We start from the raw sequence: 13,291 nt of genomic DNA on the forward strand, positions 1-13,291 counted from the left end.
GAAAGAATGACGCACAACAGCCCAAAAGCCCGTTTGTTATTGGTGGATGACGATACCGCATTAACCGAACTGCTTGCGATACGCTTAGAAAGTCATGATTATGAGGTTGAGGTCGCCCACCGTGGCACTCAGGCGCTCAATATATTACAACAAATGGCCATCGACTTAGTGATCACTGACTTAAAAATGGCGCACATGGATGGCTTTGAACTGAATGAAAAAATAAAACAGTCATACACCGGTATGCCTGTGATCATGATGACCGCGCACGGTTCCATTCCCGATGCTGTTGATGCCATGCAGCAAGGTTTTGTCAGCTTTTTAACCAAGCCAATCGACAGCCAAAAAATGCTCGACGTCATCAATGAAGCCTTAGCTGGCAAAAGCGCGGCGAGCCAGCAGTCCGATCCCAACAACTTCCATGGCCTGTTATTCCAAAGTAGCGCCATGCGTCAGTTAGTACAGCAAATCCAAGCCCTGGCTAGTAGCAATGCCAATATTCTAATCCAAGGTGAAAGCGGCACGGGTAAAGAAGTTACCGCCAAGGCAATCCACTTGGCCAGTAACCAAGCGCAAGGCCCTTTCATCGCAATAAACTGCGGAGCGATGCCCGCTCAACTGCTGGAATCTGAACTATTTGGCCATAAAAAAGGGGCGTTCACAGGCGCCGTGAGCGATAAGGAGGGACTGGTAAAAGCAGCCGATGGCGGCACCTTATTCCTAGATGAAATCGGCGATATGCCCCTTGACCTACAAGTTAAGTTATTACGCGTGCTACAAGAAAAAACCGTAAGGCCGGTAGGCAGCCAAAACGAAGAAAAAGTAAATGTTCGCTTTGTTTCTGCCAGTCATAAGGATATTCAAACGGCCGTAGCAGATAAGTTATTTCGCGAAGATTTATTTTATCGGTTAAATGTTGTCTCAGTGACCATCCCCAGTTTACGCGAGCGAGTTGAAGACATTCCCCTATTAGCAAGCCGCTTCCTTGCTTCCCTCAGTGAAGGAGAAAAGCAGTTTAATCAACAAAGCATTACGGCGCTGCTCAACTACCATTGGCCGGGTAATATTCGTCAACTTCATAATGTGGTAGAGCATTGTATTGCTATCACCCCCGGCAAGGTAATTACCGCCGACATTGCACAAAAAGCCCTGCCTAACGATGGCTCAAGCAATGCCTTTACCGGGCTCAATGAAGCCAAGCGGCAATTTGAGTACGATTATATTCAAAAAGTGTTAGCACTTTGTCAGGGAAATGTCTCTGAAGCAGCGAAGCTGGCGCAAAGAAATCGCTCTGATTTTTATAAATTACTTAAAAAACACGAGATTCAGTGCTAAAACTAACAAGTGACCAGTATTTGTTACAATAACTTTGTGGTGGCTAATACTGGTTAATTTCTCTGCATTGCCGCATTGCGGCGCGCAGCAATTAAAAAATAATATCAATAATAAAAGCACTGGCTAGGGGTTTAACTATATGAAAATGCGCAAAAAGCTCATTATCAGCTTTGTTCTTACGGTCATTATTCCCATTATTGCGATCTCCTTTGTGAGCATCTCACAGACCAAAAGCGATTCCTTAGCCAAGTTTTTAGAGGCCTCTGGGAATGAAATAAGGCAAGCTGAACGGTCTTTTGTGTTGTTTTTTGATCAAATGCAAAAAAATGCCCGCTTTTTAGCCCAAAGCCAAGCCGTGGTTAATGTCGCAGACAATACAACCACCTATTTTGGCAGCGAAAAGCCCATGACCCCACTCAGTAATGGGCCATCAGAGACCAGCATTTTCGAACTTTACAGCGCCTTTGGTAAAACCCATGAAGAGCTGTTATTTGTCTACTTGGGCACAGAAAATGGCGGGTTTATTCAGTATCCTGCAGAACCATTAGGAGGCTATGACCCAAGAAAGCGGCCTTGGTACCAAAAAGCCTCGAAGCAGCCTAATGAAGTTATTTTAACCGAACCTTATCAAGGCGTTACAGGACAAGCCATGGTCTCTGTGGCCACCGGCATCAAACGCAATGGCCAATTCATTGGCGTACAATCATTAGACGTTACCCTGTCGACACTCACCGACATCGTTAGCAGCATTAAGCTTGGCGAGTCCGGTTATCTGATCTTACTGGATGGCGATGGCACCGTGTTGGCCGACCCTAAAAACAAAAATAATAACTTTAAAAATATAAACAAGTTAACCAGCCCTCTTTACCAAGCCATTAAGAGCTACAATAACGAGCCTTACTTAACCATAGAAACCGATGATAAAACTTATGACGCTAAAATCTATGAATCTAAAGAGCTTGGCTGGAGATTTATTGCGGTTATTGATGAAGAAGAAATATTAGCTTCAGCCTACGACATGACCATTAGCATCGTCGTTATTGCTATTGTCATGTTATTGCTGTTTGTGGTGATTGCTGTGGTACTGGCTAACAAAATAGTCGAGCCCATAGAAATGGTATCGGAAGGCTTAAAAGAAATCGCTCAAGGGGAAGGCAATTTATCCAAGCGCTTGCAAGTGGTGACCAAAGACGAAATTGGTGAATTAGCAACTTGGTTTAATAAATTTCTTGATTCCATCAATGTCTTGGTTAAAGATATCCAGAACAACGCCGTCACCCTCAATGGTGCCGCGTTGGATTCGCAGCGCAGCATCAGTGATATTCAAGCTCAGTGCGCAACGCAAGCGGACAACTCCAACAATGCCGCCTCCACAACCGCTACGGTAGAGCAACTCGCCGTTGAAATTAGCGACAGCTGTAAACAAACCTTAGAAGATGTGATGAGCGCCGATGATCACGCTAAACGCGGCAACAGCACCATAGAAAGTACCGTTGAGCAAGTCGCCAGGTTGAATAATTCTTTGGCGGAGTCGGCCAGTGCTATGAGTCAGCTAGAAACAGAAAGCCAAGATATCACCAATATACTCGGTGTCATCCGTGCCATTGCAGAGCAAACCAATTTGCTCGCTTTAAATGCGGCCATTGAGGCGGCTCGAGCTGGTGAGCAAGGGCGTGGTTTCGCGGTAGTAGCCGACGAAGTCAGAACTTTAGCCCAGCGCTCTCATGACGCCACTCAAGAAATTGAGCAAGTACTGACCAATTTAATTTCACAAACACGCAAAGTATCGGAACAAATGACGTCCAGCGTCACGGAATCCGAATCCACCATTACAGAGTCGCAAAGTGCACAGCAAGCCTTTGCGGATATTGCCGATGCCGTGTCTCGCATTAAGTCAGCAATATCTAATATTGCTGATCAAGCTTCACTGCAAGGTGATAATGCCGGCCAAACACGAGAACTAATTGCCTCGGTAGACAGCTCGGCGCAACAAGTAGGCGATGAAACCGCTGCCTTAAACGCCGGCGCAGAGCAACTGGTGAGCTTAGCTAAAGATTTAGAAAGATTAGTTGGCCGCTTTGATATTGAATAATCACCTGAGCGCTCTGTAGCGGTGCTTAGCAAATAACAGCGAGTCATTCGCTGTTATTTGCTCGATGTTGCCGCCATTAGATATTTGCCAGTAACCAGCTATAGTAAATGTAAGGTCAACTAGCGGGTTTCATTTCATGCTCTTAGTGCGCTTGGTATCACTCACCATTCTGTTTGTTGCCGCAGTGGCAAACTCTAGTCCGCATAAGCCACAATTAGAAAGCCCAACTCGCGTGACCATTTTGGTGGATGACAGCTACCCACCTTACTCCTATCAAGCCAATGGTGAACTCTATGGCATTTACGTTGATATAGTAAGGCAAGCGGCTCGGCTATTAGAACCAGATTACGCCATTAGCTTACAAGCCGTACCTTGGAAACGCGGGCTTTCATCCTTAGAGTCCGGTGAAGCATTTGCGCTGATGCCCCCCTATATTCACATCAAAAAACGCCCTTATATCTGGCCCTACTCTGTAGCACTACAAGAGGAGGTAGTCGTGGCTTTTTGCAATCAAGGGGTAAGCTTAAAAAGCTTGCCCCATATCAAACCAGAGCGCAGCTACAATATTGGCATTAATGCTGGCTACATGATCTTAGACGAAGAACTGATGCAGTCACAAAAACTGGGTTACATAAAAGTCTGGGAAAACAAAAGTACACGCTCAAACATAGAAAAGTTGGCTATGGGCAGAATCGATTGCTACGTTAATGATCGGCTCTCCACCTTGTTAGGTATTAATAAACCGGCGCGCTTAGCGCCAGAGCTCGACACGAGCAAATTTGTGGAGGACAAAGTCCTTATGCGGCGCACTGCTCACATTGGCTACTTAAAGGGGTATGACGAGCGCTACCCATTTAAGCATGATTTTATAAAAAAAATGGACGAGGCACTGACTCAAGTGATCAATAGAAAAGAAAACAGCACTGAGTAAAGCTTCATAATTTTAATTAAAAAAGGCAAAAACATGCGTAAATTCATTAACAAAGTACTCCTCTTCTCAGTCATCACTGTCGTTTCATCGGTCACGCCCTCATGGGCTGATGAGGTAGACTTCGAGCTTGTAAAGGTCGCGGATGGTCTTCATGTTTTGTATGGCCGTGGCGGTAATATTGCCATAAGCTCTGGGCAAGACGGCGTTTACTTGGTCGATGACCAGTTTGCCAAACTAAGCAAACAAATAAAAAACAAAATAAGTGAGATCCAACCCGGTACACCTGAGTTTGTTATCAATACTCACCATCATGGCGACCACACCGGTGGCAACGAAAACTTTTCCCAAGCTGGTAGCCATGTCATAGCTCACCACAATGTCTATCAGCGTCTTGAGCAGAAACATGGTGAGGGGTCTGATTTTCTACCAACCTTATCGTTTGGCAGCGATATGAAATTGCATTTCAACAATGAACATGCCCACTTATGGCACTATCACCATGCCCATACTGACGGTGATGCAGTCATATTTTATAGCAACGCCAATGCCGTCCATATGGGAGACATTTATTTCAACCTTGGCAGTTTGCCGTTCATTGATGTAGACAGTGGTGGCTCTTTAGATGGCGTTATTGCTGCAGTAGAAGATGTGTTAAGCCGCATAGACGATAAAACGATTGTGATACCAGGCCATGGTAAGGTCACTGATAAACAAGGGTTAACTCAATACTTAGCGCTGCTTAATGAGGCAAGAGCGATTATGCTAGCAGTAATGAAGGGAGGCGTTGATTTAGAAACGGTTGTTGCCGCCAAGCCGTTAGATAAGTTGGCACTTAAGTACGCAAATTGGCTACCGCAAGAGCGTGTAACTACACTGTTTTATCGCAGTTTAAGCCAAAAGTAACCGTGTTTTTAGTCCGGGTAACGGCGAGGCGCTATTGCCCGGCATCATCCATGAAATACTTGAGTTCGTAGCCTGCTGATTTTAATCAACTTAAAAGCAAACTCGTAAAATAAACTAAATCATTGATAGACAAGGCACTACAACCAAGCTACTATGTACACGCTTTAGATATTAAAGCTCTTACTACTGCTGCACTGTTACTCTTTACACACCTTTTTTTAAAGTCGTTTATAGATATACACCTGCGTTACTAGCTAAGTTTTATCTATCGCTTTACCGGTGGTTTTCCACCTCATATATTATTTTTTAAAAAGGTTTCAATTATGTCTAATACAGTTACTGGCGTAGTAAAATGGTTTAACGAAGAAAAAGGTTTTGGTTTCATCACTCAGGAAAATGGCGGCAAAGACGTATTCGTACACTTCCGTTCAATCGTTTCTGATGGTTTCAAAACGCTTACAGAAGGTCAAACTGTATCGTTTACCGTTGAAGAAGGTCAAAAAGGCCCTCAAGCGAGCAACGTAGTAGTTAGCTAATAACTAATACGCAAGAGCTAGAGTCTTCTCTAGCTCTTACAAATCCTGTTAAATACGCTTTTCTAAAACTCTACTTTACTGTGTTCACCCATTTCCTCGGGGCTCACATTTTTACCCATCGCTAATTTCACTAACCCTTTTACCTCAGGGTCAACGTGCCATAATTCGATGTCTTCTAGTTCAAAGCGCAACATAATGAGCTCTGGATCGTCTTTGCCTTTTTCATACCAGCTTTCAACTTGCCGCGACCAATGTTGATCAATTAATTCTTGCCGCGTTTCTTCAACCAGTTGTCCGTGGAGACTTGCAAACACCTTATGATCCTTACTAGAAAATTGTGCTGAGGCCTTACCACACTTAGCAATACGGTTACTTTTAGTGGTGAAAAACCAGAACTCGCCATTGGCTCCTTTATCAAGATGTGCTCGCATTGGCTCATGATGGTGATTATCTCCATGAAGACCAATCATCACGTTAGGACTATCACTCAGTGCCAACCAAAAATTTTTCTTAATGTCTGCCATGTTTCCTCCTATGCACTTATTGCTTGGATTAATCTGTTGTTGAAGGCTTCTAAGTCTGCGGGCGTGCGACTGGTGATCACGTTATCGTCTTGTACCACCTGCTCATCAACCCACTGAGCCCCTGCGTTTTTTAAGTCCGTTTGAATACTGGCAAAGGAAGTCAGACGTTTACCTTCAACAATGTTGGCTTCGGCTAATAACCAAGGGCCATGACATATGGCAGCGATTGGACGCTTATCGCCATACTCAGAAAAGGCGCGAACAAACTCAATCGCGGCTTTATGTTGGCGCAGAGTATCTGGATTGATTAAGCCACCGGGTAACACAAGTGCTTGATATTGACTGGCGTATGCATTGTCTAGGGTCAGATCAACGCTCACCTGCTCGCCCCAGTCGTTTTTATCCCAGCCGATGATTTTACCGGCTTGCAATGAAATTACGTCAACGTTAAATCCGGCCTGCTCTAGTGCGCGTTTTGGTTCTAACAGTTCACTTTGTTCAAAACCATCAGTGGCCAAAATAGCCACCGACTTTTGATTGCTGTGTGACATAAATAGCACTCCTCTCATCAATTTCGCTGTAAGAGTTAAAGCACTATTGATGCCACCAGTAACCCATTGTTTTTATTGTGTTTAATTTTTAATCCGTGTTTACAATGTAAAGATTACATGAAGACCTGTGTAACTTTGCCAATATCACTTTTACTTAGCGCCTAGCTGCAAGTCATGCAGCTAGGCGCACAAGGCTTAAAGTGGCTGATGTATATAACTGTTTTCACCAAACTCAAAGACGTTCACTTTGCCACACTGAGCAAAATGGTTATTGCTGTTATAGGGTCGACCCGCTTGTGCTATGTCGCCCTCCCAGCCAACGCCATTTTCAATAAAGGCTTTCACTTCGAACCAGCCCTGATGGGTTTGGCTACAGTCCATGTCCACTTCAAGTAACCAGTAATGTGGTCCCCAAGTATTCAGCGCCATCACACCAAAGCCGTCTGTGGCATAACTTTTTACTTCCCCCCAACTACTGGGCCATTGGTCGGTTGTCCAATCTAATGCACTGCCCATAGCTTCACTCGATTGATTCGGCTCAGCTCCCAACCAGTCTAAGTAGTTATCTCCTTGCTTCCAATCACGGGTGGTCGCATTACGATGATTCAAATGTTTAATTGCAATACGACAGGCTTGCGGTTGGCTGTAACAGTCAACACCACGTGCTAATGCCGCATCATAATCCAATCCACCACGGATAAATAGGTCTTCACCCGCTTGCGTTGCAGCCTTAATAAATACCAAGGTTCTTTGCCAGTCCGCATTGTCTGAACCACTGTCTATTTTAGCCTTATGATGAATGGCAATGGCGTCCATCGCCTCAATTTGAACAGCAGCAAAGCCATTAGCGTCCACTTCAACGATGCGTCCAGTGCAGTGCGCATTCCTTAACTCGCCAGTTAAGACATCGCAATAGCGTCCAGAAGCAAGACCGGTTTGTAGTGTGTTATCCATTGCTGTGTTTTCACGGTTTATCGCCACAAAGCCTAACTCACCTCGCGAAAATGCAATTTGGTTATTGCCGTTATCCCACCAATGGCGCACGCTCCAATCTCCATTGGTGTGATTGCGAAACTGCATCGCGCCTGCGATCATCGCTCTGCGATGCTCACATTGCCATAAAGCCGCAGTACAATTTACGTTATTGCCATCGTGTACAGCAACGCCAGGGCCTCCGGCATCAGTATCGCTATTAAACTCATAGCTCGACATCACCTTAGGATAGCCATAGGGGTATGCCAGCATAAACACATTGGCTAAGTCATAGAGTTTACCATCATGAAAAGTAACGATATTTCCAGCGCCACCGTGACCGCGCTGGTTGTCATGGTTATCGGTGAACACCACGGCCTTATAGCTTGGCATCATGCCCCAAGCTTCACCAAAATTACGTAACCATGCCAACTTTCCTTGTTTGAATGTTTCTCCTAATTTCACACTGTATTTGAACTCTGTCACCAAACCATTACCTTGATATTCTGCTGCAGATACGGCTTCGCCACCTTGATCTATCACTTCCTGAAACACCAAGGGTGTGTACTGTAACTTAGCTAAGATATCGCCAATATCACTGGCCGGCATATGTTTACTGGCATCAAGACGAAAACCTGCCACGCCCAGACTTAATAAATCATTGAGGTAGTTTGCCAAGGTTGTTTGGACATAGTGGGCGTCGGTATCGAGGTCGTGTAGGCCCACCAACTCACAATGCTGAACCCGCCACGGATCGTTGCCATAGTCTTCAGGGTTAATGGCACAGCTTGGATGGAAATCTTGCGCGGAGTAATTCGGGTACTCTTTGTTGCCATAGCTGTTACCTGCCACACCTTGACCACTGCCATGAGCCATATGGTTAATCACCGCATAGACATCGACACCGGCGGCGTTGCAGCGGCTGACCATATCAGCAAATTCAGCGCGACTACCGCCGCGACTCACCAGTTCATAGCTCACGGGCTGATATCGTGTCCACCAAGTGTCTCCTGTAATATGCTCATTCGGCGGCGATACTTGCACCGCGGCATAGCCCTTAGGCCCCAGAAAGGTTTCACATTCAGTGGCAACATCAGACCAAGACCATTCGAATAAATGGACGAATGTGGTTGCCTCCCCTTGAGGTTGAGCAGCAGCAGGCAAGAAACAACTGGCTAGTAACAGCCCAGCGACAGTGTGGTTAAATCTGTGTTTTATCATTATTGCGTCTCTTATTCATACAGATTTCACAATATAGACACAATAATTAAACAATCTATTGAATACGTATGCACAAGTGGTAAAACTTAAGGGTGCACTGGTGCGGCCAAGCCTTCAAGGAGGTACTTTTGTAAAACTAACTCAAATTCACCGTTGCTTTTAATCTTTGCAAACCCTTGATTAAAGGCAGTTAAAATCGTTTCAGCATGAGGGTGAGATTTGTTCACGCCTATATGAAGCGGCCACTTGGCAATGGTTACGTCGCGCATTTGCAGTTTAGCAAAATGACCATATTGATTTTGCAGATATAAAAACACTAACTCGTCGATCACCACAGCATCCACTCGGCCTCGGTACAGCTGCGATAAACAGGCTTTTGGGGTGGTTAATTTCTCGATGTGCAAATGCGCTACAGCACTCAAGACTTGCTCTGAGCGATAGCCACGAATAACACAGGTTCGCGACCCGCTTAATTCACTAATTTGTTTTAAGTGCAAAAAACGGTTGTTTTTGGTTACCAAAATTAAGCGGTTTATATAGTAGGGTTCGCTGAACAAGAATTGCTCAGCACGGGATTCAGACCACCATAACGCCGGTATAATATCCACTTTGCCAGCCAGAGCTAAGCGCATTGCCCGACTAAATGGTGTCGCTAAAAAGCGAAACGAGTGTCCTTGCTGCTTTAACGCTAGGCTCACCACCTCATTAGCAAACCCCCTTTGCTTATCAATAAGATATGGCGGCCATAAATTATGCGCCCCAGTTACCTCAGGCTTAGCATTCAGTCCAAAGCTTGCTGCAAACAAGATGACATAAGCCGTTAATGCTTTAGTTGACCACACCTTTGTCCCCTCTGCCTCACCTTGTAATAACTATAGCCGGCTTTTCGCGCCTTTCCCGAGAAAATAATCATGGCAGAAATTTCAACGATATTTGTCCCCTCTCCCCAATGAACTGTAAACCAATGTAAATAGAAAGTAACCTTTAATTGAATTGTCATCAACAAAGTCTAAAATACCGCGACCGAGCAAAGACTCGGGCATTTTAAATACACGGGAATAAAAAAATGATTAAAAAATCTATATTATCTTCAGCAATTGCATTGGTGTGCCTAAATGCCAGCGCTGAAGTAATAATCTCAGAGTACGTTGAGGGCAGTAGCTATAACAAAGCCATTGAGCTTTATAATGGCTCTGACTCAGCCATTAACCTTGATGGCTATGCCCTAAACTTATTTTTCAATGGCGAAACACAAGCAGGTCGCAACATTGCACTCAGTGGTGAACTGGCTGCAAAGTCAACGTATGTGATCGCTCATGGTCGTGCAGCAGCCGAACTGCAAGAAAAAGCACAGCTCATCAGTAACAGTACTTCATTTAATGGTAACGATGCCATTACCCTGACCCTGAACGACACCATTGTTGACAGCTTTGGACAGCTTGGTGTTGAAGTAGACTCAGAGTGGATTGATGGTGAAATCAGAACAAAAGACAGAACCCTTGTTAGAGATCCCGCAATTACTACTGGTCGAGTTGATGCAACAGCCCCTTTTGTTGGCGAAGGGCAGTGGCAAGTATTTGCGAGGGACGATTTCAGCAATCTAGGTAGTCATATGAATGGCGCTGATGTGCCCGAGCCAGAGCCGCTTGTTTGTGGTCAAAACAACACCTTAATTAGTGCCATTCAAGGTGCAGCTCAAGCCAGCCCACTGACAGGAGAAGTCGTAGAGGTCGAAGCGGTTGTCACCGCCAGTATGCAACAAAGCGGTGGCCTAAAAGGTTTCTTTATTCAAGAAGAGTTAAGCGATAAAGATAACAATAATGCCACCTCTGAAGGCCTCTTTGTTTATTATACCGATACTCAGGTACGCCCAGGTGATGTGGTAAAAGTGCGTGGTACAGTTGAAGAGAAGTATGGCCAAACACAGTTAAACCGCATCGACGACCTAACCCTGTGCGGCACTGCAAGCGTTGCGGCCATCAACGTAAGCCTGCCTGCTGATAATGGCTTGGAAGCGTACGAAGGCATGTATATTGCCATTAATAATGATCTGGTTGTTAACGACACCTACGGCCTAAAACGCTATGGTGAAGTGCGCCTTGCAACAGAACGTTTATATCAAGCCACGCAAATTGCACAACCTGGTGATGCCGCTAACGCACTGGAAGCTGCAAACAAAGACAAAGAAATACTACTCGATGATGGCTCTTCGGCACAAAACCCTGAGGTGATCCCATACCCGGCGCCCACTTTGGATGCCTACAACACCTTACGATTGGGCGATACCGTCACTGGTGTAGAAGGCGTGCTGGCTTATGGCTACGGCCAATACCGCGTGCACCCTAGCACTAAACCAAACTTTATCAACACCAACATGCGTACTGACGCGCCTCAATTAGAGCAGCGTGGCGACTTACGTATTGCCAGCTTTAACGTCTTAAACTACTTTAATGGCGACGGTCAAGGTAGCGGTTTCCCAACCCCTCGTGGTGCCGATAATCTAGAAGAGTTTGCGCGTCAAAAAGCCAAAACACTGGCGGCGATCACAGCCCTAGATGCCGATATTATTGGCTTATTAGAAGTTGAAAATGATGGATTTGGTGAATTCAGTGCCATTGCCGACTTGGTAAACGCCCTTAATGCCCAAGACAGTAATAATACCTATGCTTTTGTTAACCTCAATACTGAGCAAGTGGGCGGCGATGCCATTACTTCTGGCATTATTTATCGCAGCAATAAAGTCAGTGAAATCGGCACAGCGGCATTCACTGAGCAAGTACCATTTGATTACGGCAACCGTCCACCTGTGGTGCAAACATTCAAAGACCTTCACAGTGAAGAGACTTTCACCGTAGTAATGGCGCACCTTCGTTCAAAAGGCAGCTGCAGTCGCGCTGAAGGCTTAGATCAAGATCAAAACGATGGCCAAGGCTGTTGGAACCAAACTCGAGTTACTGCGGTAAATACATTATCCCAATGGTTAGGTAGTAACCCAACTGGCGTCGCCGATGAGGATGTTATTATTCTTGGTGATATGAATGCCTATGCCCAAGAAGATCCCATCAAGACTTTCGTCAGCAACGGTTTTGACAATATCAAACAAACCCTTAATGGCAATAGCTTCGATTACTCCTATGTCTACAAAGGCCGCATTGGTAGCCTAGATCATGCCTTTGCCTCAAGCAGCATGATGGCAAAAATACAGTCAGTAACAGACTGGCACATTAATGCCGATGAACCTGTAGCGCTTGACTACAATACCGAGTATAAATCAGACACCCACCAAGCGAGCTTGTACGCCGAGCATGCGTACCGTGCTTCCGATCACGACCCGGTGGTCATTGATTTAACACTGGCTAGAGAGCCAACTGTTATCGAAGGTGAGTTTAGCGGTCTTGCTGGTTGGTTCTGGTGGCAACAACGTGCAATTACGCTACCTGAAGGCTTTGATACCCTTGAAGTGTCTATTTCTGGCCAAGGTGAAGCTGACTTATATGTGCGCCATAAAAAGATGCCTAACTTCTTCAGGTACGATTGTCGCCCATACCTTTGGGGCAGTGAAGAAAGCTGTACTTTTACGCAGCCTGCCGCCGGTAAATGGAACTTCCGCCTACGCGGAATTTTGCCTTACTACAACGTCACGTTGAAGTATAAAGCAACTAAAGCAAACTAAGCTGATGCTGGGGAGGCATTGTTCGCCTCCCCTCTTTTTAGGTTATAAACCAAAGCATCATGAAGCTTGCCATTTAATGACAACTTGCTTCTTTGCAAGTCATGACAAACCATTCCAAGTCGACACATTAACTGCTGAGACTTTACGTTCTCTTTGGCACATACGGCACTGATCACCTGGATCGGGGTGTGGTTAAACAGCCATTGGATAAGCGCATCGGCAGCCTCAAACCCATAACCCTTACCAATCTGCTCTGCGGCTAAGCGAAAGCCAATTTCTCCACATTTCTTATCTTCACTTGTATACTTAAACACCAACTCACCAATTAGCAGCTGACTGTGCTTTAGCTCGATGGCCAGAATACGCTTTTCATCTACTCTGCCTTGCCAGTTTTGACAGGCCTGCTCTAACCGAGCCTTGGCCGTTGCCCTGGTGGCGGGAGGGCCGATATATTTTGCGGTATCAGGGTTTTTGCGATGCTGATAGACCGCCTCAAGATCCGTCATCTTCATAGGACGAATACGTAGCCGAGGGGTTTCAAATAGCATCATGA

11 protein-coding genes are annotated in these 13,291 nt (G+C 45.4%); 6 read left to right on the top strand and 5 right to left on the bottom strand.

The window, feature by feature from the left end:
- Positions 1 to 6: 6 nt before the first annotated feature.
- The 5 genes from R3P39_RS01590 (at position 7) to cspE (ending at position 5,797) form a co-directional block, all read left to right on the top strand.
- A complete protein-coding gene (locus R3P39_RS01590) occupies positions 7 to 1,335 on the top strand; it encodes a sigma-54-dependent transcriptional regulator (RefSeq protein ID WP_336565260.1) in 1,329 nt (442 codons plus the stop codon).
- 139 nt (positions 1,336 to 1,474) lie between these two features.
- The gene (locus R3P39_RS01595) at positions 1,475 to 3,427 is read left to right on the top strand and encodes a methyl-accepting chemotaxis protein (protein ID WP_336565261.1); all 1,953 of its coding nucleotides are present in this window, start codon (positions 1,475 to 1,477) and stop codon (positions 3,425 to 3,427) included.
- Between the two features lie 136 nt (positions 3,428 to 3,563).
- Complete coding sequence (locus tag R3P39_RS01600) at positions 3,564 to 4,358, top strand: substrate-binding periplasmic protein (RefSeq protein WP_336565262.1); 795 nt, start codon at positions 3,564 to 3,566, stop codon at positions 4,356 to 4,358.
- Positions 4,359 to 4,391: 33 nt separating this feature from the next.
- The gene (locus R3P39_RS01605) at positions 4,392 to 5,261 is read left to right on the top strand and encodes an MBL fold metallo-hydrolase (protein ID WP_336565263.1); all 870 of its coding nucleotides are present in this window, start codon (positions 4,392 to 4,394) and stop codon (positions 5,259 to 5,261) included.
- A gap of 323 nt (positions 5,262 to 5,584) precedes the next feature.
- A complete protein-coding gene (gene cspE, locus R3P39_RS01610; protein ID WP_336565264.1) occupies positions 5,585 to 5,797 on the top strand; it encodes a transcription antiterminator/RNA stability regulator CspE in 213 nt (70 codons plus the stop codon).
- A 62-nt stretch (positions 5,798 to 5,859) separates the two neighbouring features.
- Here cspE and R3P39_RS01615 read toward each other — a convergent pair whose 3' ends face one another.
- The 4 genes from R3P39_RS01615 to R3P39_RS01630 form a co-directional block, all read right to left on the bottom strand.
- Positions 5,860 to 6,321 (bottom strand): pyridoxamine 5'-phosphate oxidase family protein, encoded by a 462-nt coding sequence (locus tag R3P39_RS01615; protein ID WP_336565265.1) that lies wholly within the window; start codon positions 6,319 to 6,321, stop codon positions 5,860 to 5,862.
- A gap of 8 nt (positions 6,322 to 6,329) precedes the next feature.
- Positions 6,330 to 6,872, bottom strand: a complete 543-nt coding sequence (locus R3P39_RS01620; RefSeq protein WP_336565266.1) for a type 1 glutamine amidotransferase domain-containing protein — start codon at positions 6,870 to 6,872, stop codon at positions 6,330 to 6,332.
- A gap of 195 nt (positions 6,873 to 7,067) precedes the next feature.
- Positions 7,068 to 9,065 (bottom strand): alpha-amylase, encoded by a 1,998-nt coding sequence (locus R3P39_RS01625; RefSeq protein ID WP_336565267.1) that lies wholly within the window; start codon positions 9,063 to 9,065, stop codon positions 7,068 to 7,070.
- Positions 9,066 to 9,151: 86 nt separating this feature from the next.
- Complete coding sequence (locus tag R3P39_RS01630; RefSeq protein ID WP_336565268.1) at positions 9,152 to 9,907, bottom strand: substrate-binding periplasmic protein; 756 nt, start codon at positions 9,905 to 9,907, stop codon at positions 9,152 to 9,154.
- Between the two features lie 224 nt (positions 9,908 to 10,131).
- Between R3P39_RS01630 and R3P39_RS01635 the strand changes: the two genes are divergently transcribed.
- Positions 10,132 to 12,738 (top strand): ExeM/NucH family extracellular endonuclease, encoded by a 2,607-nt coding sequence (locus R3P39_RS01635; protein ID WP_336565269.1) that lies wholly within the window; start codon positions 10,132 to 10,134, stop codon positions 12,736 to 12,738.
- Here R3P39_RS01635 and R3P39_RS01640 read toward each other — a convergent pair.
- On the bottom strand, positions 12,735 to 13,289 hold the full coding sequence (locus tag R3P39_RS01640) for a GNAT family N-acetyltransferase (RefSeq protein WP_336565270.1): 555 nt from the start codon (positions 13,287 to 13,289) through the stop codon (positions 12,735 to 12,737). The two genes, R3P39_RS01635 and R3P39_RS01640, sit on opposite strands and share 4 nt — an antisense overlap.
- Between the last annotated feature and the right edge of the window lie 2 nt (positions 13,290 to 13,291).

The organism is Pseudoalteromonas sp. UG3-2 (assembly GCF_037120705.1).
Classification (GTDB): Bacteria; Pseudomonadota; Gammaproteobacteria; order Enterobacterales; family Alteromonadaceae; genus Pseudoalteromonas.